Source organism: Bacillus sp. FJAT-26390 (assembly GCF_001682865.1).
Classification (GTDB): domain Bacteria; phylum Bacillota; class Bacilli; order Paenibacillales; family Paenibacillaceae; genus Pristimantibacillus.
In genome coordinates this window covers 754,724-775,470 of the sequence record NZ_MAQX01000032.1, presented here as the reverse complement: position 1 = coordinate 775,470, position 20,747 = coordinate 754,724, and the positions used below count along the sequence as shown (strand labels likewise).

The window sequence follows — 20,747 nt, the reverse complement described above, 5'->3', positions numbered from 1 at the left end:
AATCTGAGGAGGTCATGATCATGAATCGACAAAGCACACAGCTGAAGAAGTCTTTGTTAACGAAATCCATCGTTGTAATTGTGGGATCAAGCATGCTCATAACGGCATGCAGCAGTACAAAGGAGGCTTCTGATTCTTCGGCTCCAACGAAAATTCAAATCCAGACGCTGAATTATGCGCCTGAATTTATTGACAACACAAACGTGATTTGGAAAGAATTTGAGAAGCGTACCAATACCAAGCTTGATATTACATGGCTGTCGCCTTCCACCTCAGAGGAAAAGATTAATGTCATGCTGGCATCCGGCGATTTGCCCGAGGTTACGTTTGTCGAGTCATTGGTGAATCCGCAGCTGCAGAAGATGGTTGATCAAGGCGTGTTCTGGGACTTGACGCCGTACATAAAGGATTATCCGAACCTAAGCGCCCCAAATCTAGAATTGGCGTGGTCTGATTCGAAGATTAAAGGGAAAAACTACTCCATTCCCAGGTTTTATCCTAGCTACGGAGGCGGGGCTTTTCCGATCCTGCGTAAAGATTGGATGGACAAGCTAGGACTCGCAGCGCCTACGACGATGGATCAATTTTATGATGTACTAAAGGCATTTAAGGAAAAGGATCCTAACGGAAATGGCCAGGCGGATGAAATTCCTTATTCCGCTAATTACGATACATTAGGCTTTGTATACGGCGTGTTTAACGGTACGCAAGGGCAGTGGAAACTGAAAGAGGATAAGCTTGTTCCTGCCATAACAGAAGATGAGTCGCGCGATGCTCTGCTATGGATTAAAAAGGCATATGAAGCAGGGCTATTCCCAAAAGATTTTGCCATTATGAAATACTCGCAAACGGTAGACGTGATTCGTGGAGGCAAATCGGGCGGTACTTCTCAATCGATGAACCATGCGTGGGTTACGGGTTCCGTTATACGTGAGGTTGTTCCGACTGCCGACTATGTGCCAATCACTTATTTGGAGAATGCAAGCGGAGTGAAATATACGCCATCAGGTTCCTCTTATTATGGCGTGTATTTGATCCCGAAGAAGGTTTCGGAAAATAAATTGAAAGAGATTTTGAAATTTTTCGATTACGCTTATGGGAAGGAAGGCAATGAGCTTGCCACCTATGGGATTGAGGGCGTCCATTATACGGTAGAGAATGGCCGCAAAATAGCTACTCCTCAAAGCGCTATCGACCAAGTGGGTGACGGCAATATGAACAATTTGATTCATCTCATCAGCGATGACATGTCGATAGGCGCTGTGGGCATGCCGGATGACGTTTACAATCGGAATGTCGAAATCGTCAATGAACGTAAAAAGATCAAGACGCCAAACCCTAGCCTTGAATTGTATTCTGAGGTTTACAACAAATACTATCCTGAAATCTCCAAAAAAGTGAGCGATATGCGCACGAAGGTTATTATCGGAAAAGATACGATTGAAAACTATGATAAATTAATAGACCAGCTGCGCAATGATCCAACCTTGAAAGAAGTTGCAGAGGATATGACGGCTGCTTATCAGGAGAAAGTGAATCATTAATACGTGAATGCGGAAGGGGTGCCATGCAATAAAATGCTGCTGCCACCCCTTTTTGCAATAAACCAAAAAGGAGAGAGTTCGCATGAAGCCTATTAGAGCGATTCTGATTGGAGCGGGAGACCGGGGAATGCGCGCTTACGCTCCTTATGCGCTTACCCATCAAGAGGACCTTCGTATTGTTGGGGTAGCAGATCCGAATAGCGGGCGACGGGAAATGATTGCTAAAGCGCATCAATTAACAGATGAACAGCAATATCATTCCTGGGAGCATATTTTGGCAGAGAAGAAGGACGCCGATGCGGCTATTATATGCACAATGGATCATATGCATTTAGAGCCTACTATTAGAGCGCTGCAGCTTGGTTATCACGTATTGTTGGAAAAGCCGATGTCGCCTATTCCTAGCGAGTGTGTGGAAATGGAACAGGAGGCACTTAAGCAAGGACGTTTGCTGACGATCTGCCATGTGCTGCGTTATACGTCTTTTTGGCAGACGATCAAGCATGAGATTGAGCAGGGAGCCATCGGTGATATCGTTTCTGTCCAATTAAATGAGAATGTGGGCAATATGCATATGGCGCACAGCTTTGTTCGGGGGAACTGGCGCAATAGCGACGAATCAAGCCCGATGATTCTTCAGAAATCTTGTCATGATATGGATATTCTTTCTTATATTATGGATGAGCCTTGCGAGCGTGTGAGCTCGTTTGGGTCCTTGATGCATTTTCATGAAGGAAATAAGCCGGAAGGAGCGCCTGCCTTTTGTGCAGAAGGCTGCCCGGCAGAGAAAGAGTGCCAGTATCATGCGGTAAACTACTATTTGAATGAAGGACGAGGATGGTCGCGGAAATTTACGAATAACGATACGGATGAGGAAATCATGGAAGCGCTCCGTACAGGTCCTTACGGTCGATGCGTGTACCAGACAGACAACAACGTGGTCGATCATCAGGTGGTCAATATGGAATTTGCCAGCGGAGCAACAGCAACCTTTAGTATGTGCGGTTTTACAGAGGACAACACTCGCATCGTGCAAATTATGGGGACAAAAGGCGATATTCGCGGGAATATGATGGATGATGCCATTACGATTCATCAGTTTGTTAAGAAGGAAAAACGTGTGGTGAAGCTGGAAGCGTCTGAATCGGGACATGGAGGCGGGGATGCCGGAATTGTCCACTCCTTTATAAATGAAGTGCGAAATGATGGACAGAGTGATGTGGAAAGCTTATCTTCTGCAACGGTATCTGTGCGGAGTCATTTGATGGCCTTTGCCGCGGAGGAATCCAGGCTTCATAAAGGCAAGCCAATCGAATTGTCGCAATATAAAAATCAAATCATGCCGGCAGCCGTGAACAAATGAGCGAAAGTGAGACCATGAGGGGGTAAACCGTGAAACCGAATCTGCTGCTAATTACTGTAGACCAAATGCGCTTTGATTGCTTGAGCATTCAGAATCATCCGATTGTGGAAACGCCAAACTTGGATGCGCTCGCAAATCGAGGCGTCCTGTTCAATAACGCGTATTCCGCTACGCCGGTATGCATTCCGGCAAGAGCCGCCATTATGACGGGAATGGGGCAGCATTCCCACGGAAGAGTCGGCTATGCAGACGGCATCCCATGGACGTACGAGCATATGCTGGCGGGGGAGCTGGCAAAGGAAGATTACCATACGCAATGCGTTGGGAAGATGCATGTATATCCAACCCGCAACTTATGCGGATTTCACAATATCGTATTGCATGACGGTTATTTGCATCATAACCGAAATGCAGCAGCTTCTTACGGGGAGCACTTCAATCAATGCGACGATTACTTGCAGTGGCTGAGGCGGATGGCGGGACCGGATGCCGATCTGACGGACCACGGGCTCGATTGCAACGCTTCTACGGTGGCAAGAGCTTGGCATCTGGATGAAGGGCTGCATCCCACAAACTGGACGGTATCGGAATCGATTGATTTTCTGCGGAGAAGGGATCCCGGGAAGCCTTTTTTCCTCTGGACTTCGTTCGTCAGGCCGCATTCGCCGCTTGATCCTCCTGCGGCTTACTTCGATCTGTATAAGGATGTTGAAATGCCGGACTCGCCCGTAGGCGACTGGGCGGACGAAGCCGCAGCGGAGAGAGGCAGGTTCAATCCGACGACCATTGCAGGCAAGCTTCCGAAGCGGCGCCACAACCGTGCGAAGGCTGGCTATTATGCGCTTATTACCCATCTGGACGATCAGATCGGGAGGCTGCTGAACGCGCTGCAGGAATACAATGTGCTGGATAACACGCTCATTTTGTTCACCTCCGACCACGGCGAGCTGATGGGAGACCATCATCTATTCCGCAAAGGGCTTCCGTACGAGGGGAGCGCAAAAATACCGTTTATCGTATGCGATCCCGGCGGGAAGCTGGGTTTAAGAGCGGGCAGCCATGTTGATGAGCCGATCGAGCTCAGGGACATTATGCCGACGCTTCTGGAAGCGGCGGGTGCGCCTATTCCGAAGACGGTGGAGGGCAAGAGCCTGCTGCCGTTATGCAAAGGGGAAGGGCCCGAATGGAGATCATATGTGCATGGGGAAATGGCGCTCGGTGAACTGTCCAACCAATACGTAACAGACGGCAAGGTCAAATATATTTGGTATTCGCAGACAGGCAAGGAGCAATTTTTTGATCTGCTGCAGGACCCGCAGGAGCTGAACAATTTGGCGGAGCAGCCGGAGCAGTCAGCAGAAGTAGCGGCTTGGAGAGAAGTGCTCATACATGAACTGGAAGGGCGTGAAGAGGGATTTGTCAGGGAAGGCCGGCTCATTGCAGGCAGGCCAGTCAAGCCGGCTCTGAATCATTTATTATTCGAGAAATAAAGAGCCTTTTTCATGGAAATGAAGAATAATCCCAAGGTAGAGGCTGCATTCATAACCAATGGGATCAAACAAGTTTTGCGGCCGCTTCATAGGGATGGAGCGGCTTTTTTATGCGCAGTTGACCGCTTCTGGCGAAATAGCATAAAGAAAAGCATAGACGCGGTAACATACAATATTCCTGTGATGCTGAACGTAATGGCGTAACCCCAATAATAACCATAGGCAGCGATAAGATGAGAATGAACCGGCCCCATTGTAGCCCATCCAAGCATAAAGGCTGTCTGCATGCAGGAATTGGCAAGGCTTTGTTTTTTGGCAGAGACCCGGTCAATGAGAATAGCAGATTGAAGCGGGTTAGCGGCATTCATAAGCGCCTGCCTAAATAAAAAGCTGATAGATGCTATGAGCAGCAGATTGGTGAAGCCAGTTAACAGCAGAAACGGCAGCGAGAGGGTTTGGAAAATAACGATCGCTTTCACTTGCCCAACTCGATTAGCTAGCGATGGACCAATGAGCATGGAGATGATCGTCATGACTTGTCCTAATGAGAGCAAGAAGCTCATCGCGCTAAGCGAAATCGAGAATCGATTCGTGAAATATAAATTTAAATAAGGAACGACAAGTCCGGACCCGATGCCGATTAATAGCTGTATCGCGGCAAACTTGGCAATAAACTCGATTTCACTGCTTGATTGCGCGCTTTGGCTTGCCGCAATGTCTTTGTTAACGGCTTGGTCAGCCTGCTTCTGAGCACGTGTTGATTCTCTTATAGCCTGCAATGGCAGAAATGCCGCAATTGCCGCTAGGCTGCCTGCGAGCAAAACGATTTTAAACGAGAGCAGCTTATCAAATCCTACGGATTGCAAAATATCGGCAATGACGCCTCCGCCAAGGCTGCCGGCAACCTGGGAAGCGAGCACAAAGGCAGAATAGATGCTGAATATGCGCAGCCGGTCTGCTTTAGCTATATTTTCGGCTAAGAAAGGAATCGCGAGCACTTGAAAGATAGCAGCAAATAAGCCTGTCAGAACGGCCATCGTAAGCAGACTGCTCTCTGATTCGAATAAGGAGCGGCCAGCTAGTACGATACCGCTGCATAGAGCGCCAATGACGAGCAATCGCTTGCGGCTGGCGCGATCGCCGAACAAACCAATCGGAATGAAGCATAGTGCCGTTGCGAGTGATTGCATACTTACGATTTTTCCGCTCATGGCGTCGGGGTAACCGAGCTCGTGGATATATAAGTTGTATAGTACTGCAAACATACCCGTTCCTATTTGATATAACATGTTAGCTAGAAAGAATAGACGAATGTTGCGGGACCAGCCCTGCCACTCCGTGGTGGTAGATTGAAAGAATTTCACGTAGATGCCTCCTGATGATGTTCCAACAAACAACCTTACTATTATGGCATCGGTAAATCAAGAGAGTAGATCATGAGAATAATTCCCTACCCTGTTTAATCATGATATGCTAAACATACAAATTGAAAATGAGGTGAGAAATACATATGCAAACCTTTGTTATGCTCGGTAGTATTTTGATGGTTTTGGCGGTTGCGATTGGTGCGTTCGGCGCACATGCGCTTAAGAGCAAATTGGCGCCGGATAAGCTGAAGGTATATGAGGTAGGCGTGCAATACCACATTGCACATGCATTAGGTTTAATTTTGATCGGACTGCTTGCGGGCCAATATCCCGATGCTCAGATCATCGTTACGGGAGGCTGGTTTTTGGCAGCGGGAATTATTTTGTTCTCGGGAAGCCTATACGTGTTAAGTGTTGCAAAAGCTCGCTTTCTTGGTCCAATAACACCGCTGGGCGGACTTTCATTTATGATTGGCTGGGTGCTGGTCGCTGTGGGCGTCCTTTCATAAGTATAAATTCATGAGTCCAAGAATAATTTATTCTCTGGGATTGAGTATTTTTTGTCGGATATGATTAAGGCTTGTCAGCGTTTTGAGGAACGTGTCAGCAACTTAGACCACGGAAGTGGATGGAAGGTTCGTCAAGTAGAAACCGTTATTAAACATATGATGGCCGACTTCACAGTTTCGGATATTGTAGACCTCCGTCCGGGAATAGCAGGACCGACTTTCAGGCAAGTTTTAAATAAACTTTGCCGAGATGGACAAATAGAAAAGCATTACAATGGGAAGAAGTGCTCGTTGGAGAAAACTATAAAGCTACCCTCTTGGGTAGCCTTTTGTTAGCGATCGGCAGCGTTCAAGTAATTTCTTTATAACCTAAGTCCTTTAATTTTTATGAATTCCCCAAAGTAACAAGCCAGGTCCTATGATTATCTCCTTTCATAAATATCATTTCGTCGTTTCAGAACAAGTTCCTTGGCCAATGATAAGTCGTTGAATTCATAGAGTGTATTCTATTATGAATAATAATGTGCGGTGGAGTTCCTTCCTTCGTTAGATGTACATAGTGCAACGACACAAAACTGCATTATTGATGAAAGAAAATAAAGCTGAAATTAAAATCGCCATCTTCTGGTTTAAAAAGAAGATGGCGATTTGCTGTTACAGTAGCTTTATTTTATTAAGTTGCGTCATTTTGATAAACTTTACCACTACCGTCAATTTTTTGTGAAGTTGTACTAGAAATTGTTTTTATTCCAAGATAAAAAGTTCCAGTGTCAACGCCTCTCCAAGTACCAACATAAACCGTCTTAGAACCAAAAGGATAATTGATTTGACCTTGAGAAACTCCTACTCCAAGCCAATTTTTCTTATATAGAGTAATACCGTACTCACCAGAAGCCTGATTATAATTTGCTGCATCAGCCTGGCTATTGACTTGAATATTTTTACCAGTTGATTTAACAGAGTCGGTTTGAACAGCACCATTAGGAGTAACTCCATAAAAATCAAAATCATCAAGCCATACTTCACCTGGAGGAACCGCAAATGCACCGAATTTTGAAGAATTAAGTGGCGCTGCATAAGAAATTTTATTGTTGTCAATATGATTATCTAACAACGGGTGGGTTTCCGGAGTCAAGGCATTGGGATTAGACGCCGCACTTACTGCAGTTAACGAACTTGCAACTATCGTAAAACAAAGTACTGATGATAAAAAAAATTTAGAAGATTTCAAATCCACACTTCCTTTTCCTTTTTTTCTAGTATCTAGATAATTGGATAAATGTTACAATAGATAATATAGCATAAAGGAGGTGGAAAATGATAGTAAAAAATAGGAAAATTTTAATCATTATATTACTTTTGGTAGTTTTGGTTTCTTCTGTGTTATTAGCTTTCAATTGGAACAAGTTATATGGAATGTCCAATGAACCAGCTACTGAAGCCCTATCTAACTTTTTGGAAGGCGTTAAAAATAGGGATGCTACACAAGTCGTGGACAATATAAAGGATAATACATTTAAGGATCAAGAATCGTTAGTCGCTTTCTACACTAAGGATATTGAAGAAAACAGACTTATCGACTATAAAATTTTAGATGTTACTTTAGTTGATTCTACACACGCTGAAGCCTTAACCGAGCTGAATGTATCAACAATGAATGAAGTGAAACAAAAGTTCAATTTAATTGAGGAAAATGGTAAGTGGTTGGTTTATCTAAATAATGTAATTCCGGAATAAAATACCCCTCACAAAGTAAAGAGGAGCTGTCACAAAGGTCAAATTAAACTGGTACCCATACACTGGACACTTTGAAAAAAGGGTTTAGCGTATGGGTAAAAAACACTTTAATCAACATGAGCAGGAACAGTTAGCTAACAACCCTTATGTCTTACGCATCAGCGAAAAATCGATTACGTATGCAGATGAATTCAAACGCGTGTTCATTGACCAGTACGTGCTAGGACGAACACCAAGAGAGATTTTTGAAACCAGTGGATTTCAAGTGGAGATCCTTGGGATGAAGCGAATCGAACAGTGTGCAGATCGTTGGAAGAAAGACTACGAAAAAGACGGGATCATTGGACTTGCGGACTCGCGTAAAGAACCAGCTCTGCGCCCTTCAAAACGGGATTTATCTCCTGATGAGATCATTGCCAAACAGGAGGCACAGATTAAACTTTTAGTAGCGCAACTAGCATACGTGAAAAAGTTAGACAGGAACGAAAGGAGGCTAATAGCAAAAGGAAAAAGCCTAAGTCCGAGTGATCGTTTCAACCTTATTCAGGAAGCTGTACAACAAGGCTTAGGGCGGATGACAAGTTACCTCTGCCAACTGCTTGACGTGTCTCGTTCTGGCTACTACAACTACCTCCAATCTGCTGACAAACGCCTGGACCGTGCGCTAACAGATGAGCAAGCAGGTGCACTCATCAAGAAAGCCTTTCATCGAAGAGGATATAAAAAGGTCTCCAGATCCATTAAGATGTCGTCGGAAAACGACATCTGTTACAACCGAAAGCGTATTTAAAGGCTAATGAAGAAGTTTGGCCTCGCATGTCCTCATCGGAAACCTAAACCGTATCAGCTTATGGCCAAAGCAACACAAGAACACCGCACACTCCCCAATGTGTTGAAGAGGGACTTCAAGAAAGGAATCCCCGGTCTTGCGCTGCTCACCGATATCACCTATCTTCCGTATGGCAAATCGCAGACGGCGTATTTGTCGACTACTTTAGACGCATCAACAGGAGAACTACTAGCCCAAAATATCTCAGAGTCCCTCCATCTGCCACTAGCTACAAGAACCATTGAATCATTAATGAGGCAGAGGCGTTTAAAACTCCATAAGGATGCCTTCATCCATTCCGATCAAGGGAGCCACTACACGTGCCCCACCTACCAGAAATTATTGAAGAGAAAAGGCCTTGGTCGATGTCACAACGCGGAAACTGCTGGGACAACGTCCCCCACAGGAGTCCTTCAACGGCCATATGAAAGATCATGTTAAGAGTCGCAGCCGCACAACCTTGGCAGAATTGCAACGAGAAATTAACCGCTATATTCATTATTACAATCATCACAGATATCAGTGGGGACTAAAAAAGATGACTCCTGTTCAATACAGGAATCATCTTTTACGTGTGGCCTAGCACTCTTTTTTAGAAATGTCCTTGATTAAGGGTCCAATTTAAATTGATCCTACGACAACTCCTCTTTAATGTTTCAATAGAATATTTTAATGTGCTACCGCGGTTAATTGAATAGATAAAATTTTAAAAGCTATACATTAACTCTATTGTACGGTCTTTTTGCCCTTCAATGACATTCGATATAGAGCGACAGATGTTATTGTAATTATTACACCTATAACAATAAAGGCAATTCCATAAGTATGTAAGTGATAATCCGTTGCAGGAATAAATAACCAGATAAATTTACGAATACCCATGCTGCCATTACTTCTAGCACTAAATGTGTAGATGGTGTATCCTTGATAAATAACATACAAGCCAATAATCAATAAGATAATCCTACTGAATATCTTCAACTTAGGTTCCTCCTTTTCTTTATCTATCGTTTGAATTTTTTATTATTATATTTCATCTTTGTAAGTCTATACTCGGTGTTTGTTTTTACTTTCCTATATCGGTAAATCATCATACCTCCTACTTTTAATTCATTTTGGCTAAGTTACAAGCGTTGATAAAAATGTTCTTTCGAACTCTTCATACAATTTAGACGGAAAGAGTAAGCATTTTGTTACGATGCAAAAATAAGTAAATTATGTGATTGAAACAATCCTTTGATATCAAGTCGGAGTGTACGCTAAAGCATATTTCGTCGTGGGGCGCTTATTATTTAAATCGTTCAATTGCTGGCTAACCTTCAAGACCTCCGGATAAAGAAGATTTATCTGATGTTCTTCTGCTACCTCCACAAGACAATAGAATCCTTCTCGAATAAATATGAGTCCATATTGTTGACCCTTCCTAGCGCCGTTATTTAGAACGACTACCGCTCTGGATTGATAGCCATCTTTAACCTTATGATATTTTCCGGGACAAGTTATTATCGAAACTCTGGCATTAGCATCCAACTGCATGACGCTAGTCGGCAATTCAACCAACAGGTATATATCGTTTGAAACTATAGTGTATTCTTGCGAGCTGCCATCTTCAAATTCTATTCTTACCATGCAGAGTGCAAGCTTTTAATGCTTACCCATGCGTTTGAATCTTGGAATGCGATTAGAGTCACACTAAAGACAGATGCCCGCAACATGCGCTCTCGTTCCGCCATACAACGGCTTGGCGCAGCATTTGAAGGTGTCCGCAGGGCACATGCTCCCGCCAGTGAAGGGGGCATTAGGGATACGGCATATTATTCGATTCTGGCGAATGAATGGCCGGAGGTACGTACGAATCTTCTAGAGCGACTAGAAAGAGGCTCGAGAGGCGCAGCCGAATAATGGAATAAATGTCTATACAATAGCGGGGTACATAAATCAATGATGAAAATTGGAATAGATGCTGGCGGTACACTAATTAAAGTCGCATGGATGCAGAGCGGCGCGCTCGAATTCAACAAGTTCCCGATCTCCCAATTGGAAAATGTGGCTCAGCAGATAAGCGGATTCGATAACGCTAAGATTTGTATCACGGGCGGTAAAGCCGCTTTATTGAAATCCTATTTGAGCAAAGAAGCGGCAGAGAAAGCGGCGGAGATCGTTGAATTCGAGGCAACCTGCAGCGGTGTGCGTTATCTTCTTGCGAAGAACGCTATATTAGAGGAAACGTATATTTTAACGAATGTGGGTACCGGCACTTCGATTCACCATGTCGGTCCCAGCAGTCAAAAAAGGGTCGGTGGAACCGGGGTTGGCGGCGGAACCATAATGGGGCTGTCGCAGCTGCTGACTGGGATAACAGATTATGAAACCATTGTATCATCCGCAGTTAAGGGAGAGCGTGACCGCATCGATTTGAAAGTAAAGCATATTTATGCAGGCGCAGAGCCTCCCATTCCAGGAGATTTAACCGCAAGTAATTTCGGAAATATACTGCCGTTGGTAGCTGCAGATCAATTGTCGAAGGAAGAACTACTGGCTTCTGTAATCGGCCTAGTGGGGGAAACGGCAGCTACAGTTAGCGTGCTTGCTGCGGGCCAATGTGGCGTCTCATCCGTCATTTTCATCGGTTCATCTTTCATTGGAAACGACCTTCTTAAAGAGGTTGTTCAAAATTATACAAAGCTAAGAGGAGCCTCGCCCTTGTTCATTGATAATGGCGAGTATTGCGGGGCAATTGGAGCCTTATTGTATGACAGTTAGAAAGCAAGATTCTCCGGGATCCGAGTTATGCAAACGCTCAGTCCCGGAATAATCGACATCTGCCAAAGCAATAACAGCCTCGAATTTCTGCCCCATTGTTTATCGCGTATTTTACAATCAGCTCTAATTGCCCCTAACCTTGGCACGATATGCAGCGGCACGGACCATAAACGCAGCGATCATAAGAATGAGTGTAGCAGTAGCTAGGACCGCAACAAACGACTTATCAAATGCCGCTTGCGCGATTTGAATGAGGGTGGATCCGGCTGTGGCGGACAAATTTTCTGCTGCCATTAGTGCCTCGTCTAAGCTGTCCCGAACGACCGGAGAGACGGCTAGTCCTTCAGGAATAACGAATGAAGCGGTATAGATGAACGACGAAAGGCTGCCCAGAAGCGTAATGCTCAGCGTGCTGCCAAGCTCGAACGAGACTTCCTCGATGGATGCGGCCATGCCTGCTTTCTCAATAGGGGCATGAATCATAATCGAATTAGAAGCAGCAGTCATCGCTCCGCCAAGACCCGCCCCCAGAATCAACAGCGATACGACCTGTGCAATGATATTTCCATTATGGAAGAGCAGAAACGCACCCATCCCGAGACCAGAGATAAACAAACAAATCCATTGTACGTTCATCTTATCCACGCGATGCAGCACTAGCCCGATGATTATTCCGGAGAGGAATGAAGCGATCGGAGTAAATATAATGAACAGGCCGGCTTCTAGGGGGGAATACCCAAGCACGAGCTGAAGCCGCTGGGTGACGATCAATTCCATTCCTATTAGAGCAAAGCAAGACAGCAGAGCTGTCAGCACGCCTATCGTGAAGCGAGAATCTTTAAATAAGGCAAAATCGATTAAGGGATCGGTGCTCTTACGTTGGCGTAGCAAAAACAAAATCAAAGCCATAATTCCAATTGCGGCTGAAATCAAAGCGATGGCATACGAGCCATCACGCCTGCTGACCTCCTTGATTGCATACACGAGACCAACGAGGCCAATCATAATCTGGACGGAACCGATAAAATCCCATGTTTTGCTTGGATGCCCTTTAAGGTTCGGGATAAACAGAACGGCTAAAAGCAGAGCGATAATGACGATTGGAATATTGAGCAGGAACACCGAGCCCCACCAAAAATGCTCCAGCAATAAACCGCCAATGAGTGGGCCGATTCCGGCTCCGACAGAGGAGACGGATGCCCAAATGCCGATGGCTAGTGAGCGCTCGCGCTCATCGGAAAAGGTCGTGCGAATGATGGAAAGGGTTGCCGGCATCATCATCGCGGCGCCAACGGCAAGCAGGGCACGCGCGGCAATAAGAACGAGCGGGAATGGCGCGTAGGCCGCAAGCAGGGAAGCAATCCCAAAGAGAATAAGCCCGCTGACGAAAAGCCTCTTATGACCGAGCCTATCGCCTAAAGTACCGAGACCGGGCAATAGCCCAGCCATCACAAGCGGATAAATGTTGACGATCCATAGCTTTTCCGAAGCGGTAGCAGAAAGGTCATGCGTAAGCTGCGGGAGAGCGGTATAAAGCACCGTCATGTCAATGACGATTAGAAACAGGGCACTTGACACGATCGCCAGCACAATCCAGCGTTGAAGCTTAGAGAGATGAAAGGTAGACATTTGTAATCCTCCAAAGATGCGCAATAAAATTTTGCTCCCGTAAGGTATTATGAGGAACAACTGGCTTAATTAACCGCCCCTAAATTGATAGCAGCGCCTCATGTTCCTTGACGGGGCAATATGGTTACGTTAATGTACTATCGCCGCTAATCATTTGACGATTACGGGCAACGCATACGAATATGATTTGCTTAGTTATTTAGCTGTTGGAGATCCGGATAAATATGTCACCCAAATCGCGATCCAAATATAGTGCAGCAGTTACCCATCTCCACCATTCAAATCCACAACCATAAAAGGTTGTGGATTTTTTTTATAAAAAAATCAGTTTAGATTCGACTATATTGTTTAATATCGTCCCATGGTGACGCCTAGTCATGCGGGGTATGCTGGAGTGAGCGTATATATTAAGTAAATCGTTCATTTTTAACGACAATAGGAGGATCAAAATAATGAGAAACGAAGGCGTATCGGCACCATCCATGAAGGTAACTTCGAAAAATCCCATTGTGACGTCAATATACACGGCCGACCCATCTGCCCACGTGTGGGGGGACGGCAAGGTTTATATTTATGCTTCCCATGACATGGACCCGGCAAGAGGCTGCGATCTGATGGACAGGTATCATGTGTTTTCCTCGTCGGATATGGTGAACTGGGTAGATGAAGGAGAAATTCTCCGCTCGGATGATGTGGCTTGGGGCAGACCGGAAGGCGGCTTTATGTGGGCGCCTGATGCGGCCTACAAGAACGGAACCTACTATTTCTATTATCCGCATCCGAGCGGCTCCAGCTGGAACGACACTTGGAAAATCGGGGTAGCAACGAGCCAAAGGCCTGCAAGCGGCTTTACCGATCAGGGCTATATTGAGGGGCTTGGGGGATTTGCGCTCATTGATCCTTGCGTGCTGGTGGATGATGATGACCGTGCCTACATGTACTACGGCGGCGGCAGCCGATGCGAGGGCGGCGAGCTGAACGAGGATATGATGTCGATTAAGGGCGAAATGCGGGAAATGGAAGGGTTGGAGGATTTTCACGAGGCGGCATGGGTATTCAAAAGAGAGGGCCTCTACTATTTGACCTACGCGGACAATCTGGACGGAAATAACCGGATGAGATACGCTACCAGCGAAAATCCGCTTGGCCCTTGGACCTATCGGGGGATCTTTCTGGAGCCGACCGGCTGCTCGACAACTCATGGCTCCGTGGCGGAATTTAAGGGACAATGGTATTTGTTCTACCATAATCAAGATATCTCGGGCGAAGGCAATTTGCGAAGCATGTGCATCGACTATTTGTACTTCAATGAAGACGGAACGATCAAGACCGTCGTCCAGACTAAGGAAGGCGTCCAATCAGTCGGGGATGCTCCTGCACCCAATCCGAACGAAAAGGCCTACCCGGCAGAGAAATGCAGCGTTTACGGTGGGGCAGCAATCGAAACAAACGAGCAAGGCTCCAGCGTTGTAACCCATTTGCAAGCGGCAGGCTCCTACTGCCGGTTCGACAATGTCGATGGAGGGAAGGGCGGCAGAGCAACGATTCATATTCGTTATGCCACGGCAGAGCGTCTCGCCAAGCTGAATCTGACGGTCAATGGCCATGATTATTCATTGCTAAATGCGTTGTCGACGGGAAGCTTGACCGATTTTACCGGCAAAGCCAGCCTTACAGTGACGCTGAATCCAGGGACGGACAACAGCATTAAACTGACAGGCGGCTATGGCAAAATCAGTCTTCAAGGCATAAGCGTCAGCCCGTTTGCTGATTAAGTGCAACCGGCCATTCACTCTCGGCATGCCATCGTTCACAAGTGTAGAAAGAGCGCCTTATTAGGCGCTCTTTGCCTTTTGCATGTTCGGTTGGTTACTATCCATAGATTGACAAAAAATAATAGAGAAGCTATCATGACCCCAAGAATAGGTTCGCGGTTATAAAATGAGCTAGTAGCAACAATTAATAGGGAGGCGGTTGCTATGTTAGGACAGACGGCTTCGGCAGGATTCCAAATTGGCGTTCGCAGGACATTTCCGATCTCGCAAGAGCAAGCATGGGCATTGTTGATTTCTCCTGTAGGACTAAAGCTATGGTTGGGCGACATTTCAGATTTAAAGCTAGAGGTTGGTCATCCGTACACAACCAAGGAAGGCATATTTGGCGAATTGCGTGTCGTAAAGCCGCTCCACCAGCTTCGGATGACATGGCAGAGGAAGACGTGGGAGAGCCCGTCAACGGTGCAAATCCGCATTATTCCTAATCCAAAGAGCGCAGGCAAAACAGTCATAAGCTTTCATCAGGAAAAGCTGAAGGATGGGAATGAGCGGGAAAATATGAAGCGGTACTGGGAAGAAGCGGCGGCTAAAATTTTGGGAAAAATAAATGCAGACATGTGAGCGCTATATATAAGGACTAAACGCTAAGAGAGTGCCTTAAAGGTGCTCTTTTTTTTGTGTAAATAGACCGCTGCCCACACTAAATTTACCATATAAATACATTAGTTTAACAAATGTGCTGAATTTAGATAACCTGGAGAAAATATTGCCGATCTATACTTTAAAAGGGTAAAAACAACAAGAATTCATAACAACCCACATTAATCCACATGGGAGTGAAAGAGAGATCATGAAACTTTGGTTCAAAAAAGAGTTAGTTGTCGGCGTTATTTTATCAGTGTTCGTTCTAATGCTTGCTGCATGCGGGGGAAGTAACAACAAGGAAGCAGCTAATGAGAGTGCTGAAGTTGAAGAAATCTCGGTAGCTGATCTTGAGAAGAACGCGAAGGAAGAAGGCTCTGTCGTAAGCGTCGGAATGCCGGACACTTGGGCGAACTGGAAGGACACATGGACGGATCTGCAAACCAAGTACGCGTTAACACATACGGATACAGATATGTCGAGCGCAGAGGAAATTGCCAAGTTTGAGGCTGAGAAAGATAAGCCAACCTCTGATATTGGCGACGTTGGTATTGCATTTGGACCGGTTGCGGTTGATAAAGGCGTTACGCAAGCTTACAAAACCTCCTATTGGGATGAAGTGCCGGATTGGGCCAAAGATAAAGATGGGCACTGGATCGTAGGATACCAAGGCTCGATTTCATTCCTAACGAATACGAAGCTTGTCCAAACGCCGCCCCAAAGCTGGGAAGACCTTAAGAGCGGCACCTACAAAATCATCGTTGGCGATGTAACAAAAGCAGCGCAGGCTCAAATGGCCGTGTTGGCCGCGGCGATCGCTTTTGGCGGGGACGAATCTAATATTGAGCCAGGAATTGCTTATTTCGAGGATCTTGCAAAAAAAGGCCGCCTTTCCAATGCGGAAGCTAGTCTGGCTAACATCGAAAAAGGCGAAGTCGAAGTGACGTTATTATGGGATTTTAACGCTTTGAACTCCAAAGACCAGCTTGGCAAGGACCAATTCAACGTAGCCATTCCTAAAGAAGGAAGCGTTGTGAGCGGTTATGCCACGATCATCAACAAATATGCTTTGCATCCAAATGCGGCGAAGCTGGCTCGTGAATATATTTTGAGCGATGCAGGCCAGATTAACTTGGCGAAAGGTTATGCAAGGCCGATTCGTGATAGCGTAAAGCTGCCTGAGGACGTAGCGGCAAAGCTGCTCCCTAGCGACGCATATGCTAACGTTAAGCCGGTTGGCGATTACAAGGTATGGGAAGAGACGGCTAAAAAATTACCGCAGCTGTGGCAGGAACGCGTTCTTGTGCACATGAACTAATCGTTAATCGTTAACCTGATAGCCGAAAATGGAGCGTCTTCGTCGTTGTTGCCGAAGACGCCCCCTTTTATTTAATAGGAGGAGAGAATACAGGCATGAGGCGAAGGAATCGGTGGGTGTTTCTAGGGTTAATCCCGTTTGTTGTCATGATTGTGGCGTTTCAATTCGCTCCAATCCTGTCTATGCTGGCCGGAAGTGTCAGGCCGGAGGACGGTCCGGGCTTTACGCTAAGCTATTACGCGAGAATTATGCAAAGTGAATACTATTTGAAGGCTATTAAGAACAGCCTGCTCATTTCTATATCCTCAAGTGCAATCGGAATCATCATCGGTCTCCTATGCGCTTACTCGATCACGCGATTTTCCCCAAAAATGCGGGATCGGCTTCTTATGCTCTCCAATATGACCTCGAATTTTGCAGGTGTTCCGCTCGCCTTTGCTTATATTATCCTGCTGGGCAGCAATGGCGTATTTACGCTGCTGTTTAAGCAGTGGGGCTGGAATGTATTTTCGGATTTTGATTTGTATAGCTGGACAGGTCTTATTTTGGTTTATGTTTACTTTCAGGTTCCGCTTGCCCTCTTGCTTCTGTATCCCTCTTTCTATGGAATCCGCGAGCAATGGAAAGAGGCGGCATCGCTGCTTGGAGCAAGCAATTGGAAGTTTTGGACCACGATCGGCATACCGGTTCTGATGCCAGCCGTCTTCGGGACGCTGGGCATTTTATTTGCGAATGCAATGGGCGCATATGCGACGGCTTATGCCTTAGTCGGAGGGAATTACAACTTGCTTGCCATTCGAATCGGTTCCCTGGTAGCGGGGGATGTCGTGAACGAGCCTCAGCTCGGCAATGCGCTTGCGGTTATTTTAGCGTTATCTACCTTACTCGCTGTATATCTTAATCATAAAATGGTTCAGCGATCCCAATTGTTTCAATCGAGTTCATCCCCTGTACAGGCACGAAAGCGCCGGAAACAGCTGAGCCGCCTTACGGCAGCCGTGAAGGAGGAGCTGTGATGGAGATGAAGAGGAAGAAGACGGGCTGGACGCATCGGCTGCTCATGCTGGTGCTCATGATTTATTTGCTGCTACCCTTATTAGCTACTTTCATTTATGCATTCGCCAAGGAATGGCAGACGACCGTACTCCCGACGCGCTGGACGACCGAATGGTTCAGCGGGATGTTCGAAGATATACGTTTTCTGGACGCGCTGTGGACCTCCCTCTATTTATGTGCAATAAGCGTAGCGCTGAGTCTCGTCATTATGCTGCCGGCCGTGTTTATTATTACGGTCTACCTGCCCAAATGGGAGACGTTTATGAAGGGGATTGTTGTGCTGCCTTATGCTGTGCCTGGCGTCGTGGCGGCGGTCGGTCTCATTCGTGCGTACTCCTCGGGTCCAATTGATATCGCTGGAACAGCCTATCTATTAATTGGCGCTTATTTCGTTGTCATTTTACCCTATATGTATCAAGGCATTCGTAATAGCCTGCTAACGGTGTCAGCGGTTGAGCTGCTTAATTCGGCAGAAATGTTAGGTGCCAGCCGGGCAAAAGCGTTCGTTAACGTGATTCTCCCCAATATTTGGCCAGGCGTCATTACCTCGACATTGTTATCTTTCTCTATCCTATTCGGTGAGTTTGTTCTAACCAACATGCTTGTCGGCGGGCATATCCATACGATACAGGTTTACCTTTATCAGAGGTTAGGGGAAAGCGGGCACTTGGCTAGCGCTATCGCGATTTCCTATTTCATTTTTATTCTGCTGTTGTCTATGGTCCTAATGAAGCTTGGCCAAAAAATGAATAAGGGGATTCAAGGATGAGCGCATATTTGGAACTGCAAGGCATTCATAAGCAATTCGGCAGCACGAATGTGCTGAATCATGTTGATTTGCAAATCCGCGAAGGGGAGCTCGTGACGCTGCTTGGGCCATCGGGCTGCGGAAAGAGCACGCTGCTGCGCTGCATTGCGGGCCTGACGGAAATTGACGGCGGGCAAATTATTTTAGATAAAAAAAATATCGTGAACCTTCCTCCCCGCAATCGGGAGATTGGGATGGTGTTTCAATCTTATGCTCTGTTTCCTAATCTAACCGTCAGTGAAAATATTCAATACGGGATGAAAATGAGAGGGGTCGCCAAGGAAGAGAGAGTAAGGCGATCCGAGGAACTGCTTGCCATGATTGACCTGGAGGACAAGCGGGGCGCCTATCCCCAGCATCTTTCCGGCGGTCAGCAGCAGCGCGTGGCGCTTGCTCGTTCGCTTGCCGTTCAGCCCAAAGTGCTCCTGCTCGATGAGCCGCTGAGCGCATTGGATGCGAAAATTCGCAAAAACCTGCGGACAGAAATTCGTGATATACAGAAACGTTTTAATATGACGACGATCTTCGTGACGCATGATCAGGAAGAAGCGCTCATTTTATCCGATCGGGTATGTCTGATGAACAACGGAAGCATCGTGCAGGAGGGAACCCCTGAAGAGATTTACACGACTCCAAAAACAGAGTTTGTCGCCCGTTTCATGGGAAGCTACAACGTACTGACTAAACCTGAGGTTATGCGATTGTTCGAGCAGGTGGATAGTACGGCGGAAAGCTTCGCTATTCGGCCTGAATCGGTCGTTCTGTTGGACGAGGAAGCTCGCCTAGCGGCAGTACGCGAGGGAAAGCGGATTGTGGAGGGAACCATCCATTCGGTCTCCATTCTCGGCAATATTATCCGTTATGCCATAGATGCCGCCAGCGTAAGGCTAACCATCGATGTGCTTAACGACGGCCGGTCACTGCGTTTGGGAGAAAGCAGCCGTGTATGCTTAGCGATGGATCATTCCCAGCTCTTGCATCTAGAGAGGGAGGGCGCATGACTGACACGTCACCAAGGCTGATCGTTGTTGTTCTGGACGGATTAAGATATGATTCGGCGCGAAAATATTTAGGCTACATGGAGCATCTTGTGGAGCAAGGACAGGTTCATTGTTACCGGGTTCAATCGGAGCTCCCGAGTCTGTCGCGTCCGCTCTACGAAGTGCTTCTTACGGGGACGCCGGCTGCGAAGAATGGCATTACGGCTAATCATATCGTTAGATTAAGCCAGGAGCAGAGCGTATTTGGGCTTGCTGCCAAGGCAGGGCTCAGAACGGCTGCTGCCGCGTACCACTGGGTTAGCGAGCTTTATAATTCGGCGCCATTTAACCCGATTACGGATCGCCATCAGCATGACGAGAGCAAGCCGATCCAGCATGGTATTTTTTATTTCGAGGATCAATATCCAGACAGCCATCTATTCGTAGACGCCGAAAATTTGCGTGCAACGTATGACCCGCATTTTCTATATATCCATACGATGAATATTGATGACGCGGGACATAAGCACGGCGGGGAAAGCAAGCCATATGAAGCATCCGTGCGCGCGGTGGATGGCATGCTTGCGACGTTGATGCCGCTATGGATGTCCCAAGGCTGCCGTATTATCGTAACCGCCGACCACGGGATGAACGCAGCCGGTTATCATGGCGGGACGGAGCCGGAGGAGCGGCATGTGCCGCTCTACATTTGCGGTGAAGCGCCTGACTTGCTGACAGTAAGCGATGGCGAAGCTTTGCCGCAGCTTATGCTCGCCCCGTTAATGTGCCGCTATCTGGGACTGGAGCCGTCCGAGCGGATGATTGCTTTGGTAGATAAGCGGTAGCTGGACCCAGAGAGCATGACTGTAAAGATATGACGTGAAATAGTTATAAGATTTGGACGAAAAAATGAATGGTGTGATTGTTGATCTGTAAC

General features: G+C 46.5%; 20 protein-coding genes and 1 pseudogene. 17 read left to right on the top strand and 4 right to left on the bottom strand.

Annotation, left to right across the window (positions count from 1 at the left end):
* Window positions 1-20 precede the first annotated feature (20 nt).
* From A7975_RS24220 to A7975_RS24210, 3 genes are all read left to right on the top strand, one after another.
* A complete protein-coding gene (locus A7975_RS24220; protein WP_065386805.1) occupies window positions 21-1,544 on the top strand; it encodes an extracellular solute-binding protein in 1,524 nt (507 codons plus the stop codon).
* A gap of 82 nt (window positions 1,545-1,626) precedes the next feature.
* The gene (locus A7975_RS24215) at window positions 1,627-2,907 is read left to right on the top strand and encodes a Gfo/Idh/MocA family oxidoreductase (RefSeq protein ID WP_065386804.1); all 1,281 of its coding nucleotides are present in this window, start codon (window positions 1,627-1,629) and stop codon (window positions 2,905-2,907) included.
* 29 nt (window positions 2,908-2,936) lie between these two features.
* Window positions 2,937-4,397: an arylsulfatase gene (locus A7975_RS24210; protein WP_082198420.1), complete on the top strand. Its 1,461-nt coding sequence runs from the start codon at window positions 2,937-2,939 to the stop codon at window positions 4,395-4,397.
* Between the two features lie 86 nt (window positions 4,398-4,483).
* Here A7975_RS24210 and A7975_RS24205 read toward each other — a convergent pair whose 3' ends face one another.
* Window positions 4,484-5,761 (bottom strand): MFS transporter, encoded by a 1,278-nt coding sequence (locus A7975_RS24205; RefSeq protein ID WP_065386803.1) that lies wholly within the window; start codon window positions 5,759-5,761, stop codon window positions 4,484-4,486.
* A 146-nt stretch (window positions 5,762-5,907) separates the two neighbouring features.
* On the opposite strand from A7975_RS24205, the gene A7975_RS24200 reads away from it, so the two are divergent.
* Window positions 5,908-6,273 carry a DUF423 domain-containing protein gene (locus A7975_RS24200; protein WP_065386802.1) on the top strand — a complete coding sequence of 122 codons (366 nt, stop codon included), beginning with the start codon at window positions 5,908-5,910 and terminating at the stop codon, window positions 6,271-6,273.
* A 673-nt stretch (window positions 6,274-6,946) separates the two neighbouring features.
* Here the strand turns inward: A7975_RS24200 and A7975_RS24195 are convergent.
* Window positions 6,947-7,504, bottom strand: coding sequence for a hypothetical protein (locus A7975_RS24195; RefSeq protein ID WP_065386801.1), 558 nt, complete (start codon window positions 7,502-7,504; stop codon window positions 6,947-6,949).
* An 86-nt stretch (window positions 7,505-7,590) separates the two neighbouring features.
* On the opposite strand from A7975_RS24195, the gene A7975_RS24190 reads away from it, so the two are divergent.
* The 4 genes from A7975_RS24190 (at window position 7,591) to A7975_RS35085 (ending at window position 9,422) form a co-directional block, all read left to right on the top strand.
* The gene (locus tag A7975_RS24190) at window positions 7,591-8,010 is read left to right on the top strand and encodes a hypothetical protein (protein WP_065386800.1); all 420 of its coding nucleotides are present in this window, start codon (window positions 7,591-7,593) and stop codon (window positions 8,008-8,010) included.
* Window positions 8,011-8,101: 91 nt separating this feature from the next.
* Entirely contained in the window at window positions 8,102-8,800 is a 699-nt protein-coding gene (locus A7975_RS35090) for an HTH domain-containing protein (protein ID WP_255314504.1), read from the top strand.
* 6 nt (window positions 8,801-8,806) lie between these two features.
* Window positions 8,807-9,280: a DDE-type integrase/transposase/recombinase gene (locus A7975_RS35520; RefSeq protein ID WP_369688956.1), complete on the top strand. Its 474-nt coding sequence runs from the start codon at window positions 8,807-8,809 to the stop codon at window positions 9,278-9,280.
* A complete protein-coding gene (locus A7975_RS35085; RefSeq protein WP_255314503.1) occupies window positions 9,264-9,422 on the top strand; it encodes an IS3 family transposase in 159 nt (52 codons plus the stop codon). Before A7975_RS35520 ends, A7975_RS35085 begins: the two co-directional genes overlap by 17 nt.
* A gap of 143 nt (window positions 9,423-9,565) precedes the next feature.
* Here A7975_RS35085 and A7975_RS24180 read toward each other — a convergent pair whose 3' ends face one another.
* Window positions 9,566-9,820: a hypothetical protein gene (locus tag A7975_RS24180; protein WP_065386799.1), complete on the bottom strand. Its 255-nt coding sequence runs from the start codon at window positions 9,818-9,820 to the stop codon at window positions 9,566-9,568.
* A gap of 645 nt (window positions 9,821-10,465) precedes the next feature.
* Between A7975_RS24180 and A7975_RS33295 the strand changes: the two are divergent.
* Window positions 10,466-10,741, top strand: a pseudogene (locus tag A7975_RS33295) (GNAT family N-acetyltransferase); the annotation flags it as partial.
* A 39-nt stretch (window positions 10,742-10,780) separates the two neighbouring features.
* On the top strand, window positions 10,781-11,602 hold the full coding sequence (gene coaW, locus A7975_RS24170) for a type II pantothenate kinase (protein ID WP_231637333.1): 822 nt from the start codon (window positions 10,781-10,783) through the stop codon (window positions 11,600-11,602).
* A 123-nt stretch (window positions 11,603-11,725) separates the two neighbouring features.
* Here coaW and A7975_RS24165 read toward each other — a convergent pair whose 3' ends face one another.
* Entirely contained in the window at window positions 11,726-13,231 is a 1,506-nt protein-coding gene (locus A7975_RS24165; RefSeq protein WP_065386797.1) for an MFS transporter, read from the bottom strand.
* A 452-nt stretch (window positions 13,232-13,683) separates the two neighbouring features.
* Between A7975_RS24165 and A7975_RS24160 the strand changes: the two genes are divergently transcribed.
* From A7975_RS24160 to A7975_RS24130, 7 genes are all read left to right on the top strand, one after another.
* Window positions 13,684-15,006: a family 43 glycosylhydrolase gene (locus A7975_RS24160; RefSeq protein ID WP_065386796.1), complete on the top strand. Its 1,323-nt coding sequence runs from the start codon at window positions 13,684-13,686 to the stop codon at window positions 15,004-15,006.
* A gap of 204 nt (window positions 15,007-15,210) precedes the next feature.
* On the top strand, window positions 15,211-15,627 hold the full coding sequence (locus A7975_RS24155; RefSeq protein WP_065386795.1) for an SRPBCC family protein: 417 nt from the start codon (window positions 15,211-15,213) through the stop codon (window positions 15,625-15,627).
* A gap of 229 nt (window positions 15,628-15,856) precedes the next feature.
* The gene (locus tag A7975_RS24150; protein ID WP_053373156.1) at window positions 15,857-16,966 is read left to right on the top strand and encodes an ABC transporter substrate-binding protein; all 1,110 of its coding nucleotides are present in this window, start codon (window positions 15,857-15,859) and stop codon (window positions 16,964-16,966) included.
* A gap of 95 nt (window positions 16,967-17,061) precedes the next feature.
* Window positions 17,062-17,982 (top strand): ABC transporter permease, encoded by a 921-nt coding sequence (locus A7975_RS24145; RefSeq protein ID WP_053373155.1) that lies wholly within the window; start codon window positions 17,062-17,064, stop codon window positions 17,980-17,982.
* A complete protein-coding gene (locus A7975_RS24140) occupies window positions 17,982-18,791 on the top strand; it encodes an ABC transporter permease (protein ID WP_082198418.1) in 810 nt (269 codons plus the stop codon). Before A7975_RS24145 ends, A7975_RS24140 begins: the two co-directional genes overlap by 1 nt.
* Complete coding sequence (locus tag A7975_RS24135; RefSeq protein ID WP_065386794.1) at window positions 18,788-19,831, top strand: ABC transporter ATP-binding protein; 1,044 nt, start codon at window positions 18,788-18,790, stop codon at window positions 19,829-19,831. The genes A7975_RS24140 and A7975_RS24135 overlap by 4 nt, the downstream gene beginning before the upstream one ends.
* Window positions 19,828-20,655, top strand: coding sequence for an alkaline phosphatase family protein (locus tag A7975_RS24130; protein ID WP_065386793.1), 828 nt, complete (start codon window positions 19,828-19,830; stop codon window positions 20,653-20,655). Before A7975_RS24135 ends, A7975_RS24130 begins: the two co-directional genes overlap by 4 nt.
* Window positions 20,656-20,747: the final 92 nt, after the last annotated feature.

What these genes read in the sequence shown, in the direction of transcription:
- A7975_RS24220 (WP_065386805.1), top strand. Translation starts at nt 21, where the DNA reads ATGAATCGACAAAGCACACAGCTGAAGAAGTCTTTGTTAACGAAATCC.
- A7975_RS24215 (WP_065386804.1), top strand. Translation starts at nt 1,627, where the DNA reads ATGAAGCCTATTAGAGCGATTCTGATTGGAGCGGGAGACCGGGGAATG.
- A7975_RS24200 (WP_065386802.1), top strand. Translation starts at nt 5,908, where the DNA reads ATGCAAACCTTTGTTATGCTCGGTAGTATTTTGATGGTTTTGGCGGTT.
- A7975_RS24190 (WP_065386800.1), top strand. Translation starts at nt 7,591, where the DNA reads ATGATAGTAAAAAATAGGAAAATTTTAATCATTATATTACTTTTGGTA.
- A7975_RS35090 (WP_255314504.1), top strand. Translation starts at nt 8,102, where the DNA reads ATGGGTAAAAAACACTTTAATCAACATGAGCAGGAACAGTTAGCTAAC.
- A7975_RS35520 (WP_369688956.1), top strand. Translation starts at nt 8,807, where the DNA reads ATGAAGAAGTTTGGCCTCGCATGTCCTCATCGGAAACCTAAACCGTAT.
- A7975_RS35085 (WP_255314503.1), top strand. Translation starts at nt 9,264, where the DNA reads ATGAAAGATCATGTTAAGAGTCGCAGCCGCACAACCTTGGCAGAATTG.
- coaW (WP_231637333.1), top strand. Translation starts at nt 10,781, where the DNA reads ATGATGAAAATTGGAATAGATGCTGGCGGTACACTAATTAAAGTCGCA.
- A7975_RS24165 (WP_065386797.1), bottom strand. Translation starts at nt 13,231, where the DNA reads ATGTCTACCTTTCATCTCTCTAAGCTTCAACGCTGGATTGTGCTGGCG.
- A7975_RS24160 (WP_065386796.1), top strand. Translation starts at nt 13,684, where the DNA reads ATGAGAAACGAAGGCGTATCGGCACCATCCATGAAGGTAACTTCGAAA.
- A7975_RS24155 (WP_065386795.1), top strand. Translation starts at nt 15,211, where the DNA reads ATGTTAGGACAGACGGCTTCGGCAGGATTCCAAATTGGCGTTCGCAGG.
- A7975_RS24150 (WP_053373156.1), top strand. Translation starts at nt 15,857, where the DNA reads ATGAAACTTTGGTTCAAAAAAGAGTTAGTTGTCGGCGTTATTTTATCA.
- A7975_RS24145 (WP_053373155.1), top strand. Translation starts at nt 17,062, where the DNA reads ATGAGGCGAAGGAATCGGTGGGTGTTTCTAGGGTTAATCCCGTTTGTT.
- A7975_RS24140 (WP_082198418.1), top strand. Translation starts at nt 17,982, where the DNA reads ATGGAGATGAAGAGGAAGAAGACGGGCTGGACGCATCGGCTGCTCATG.
- A7975_RS24135 (WP_065386794.1), top strand. Translation starts at nt 18,788, where the DNA reads ATGAGCGCATATTTGGAACTGCAAGGCATTCATAAGCAATTCGGCAGC.
- A7975_RS24130 (WP_065386793.1), top strand. Translation starts at nt 19,828, where the DNA reads ATGACTGACACGTCACCAAGGCTGATCGTTGTTGTTCTGGACGGATTA.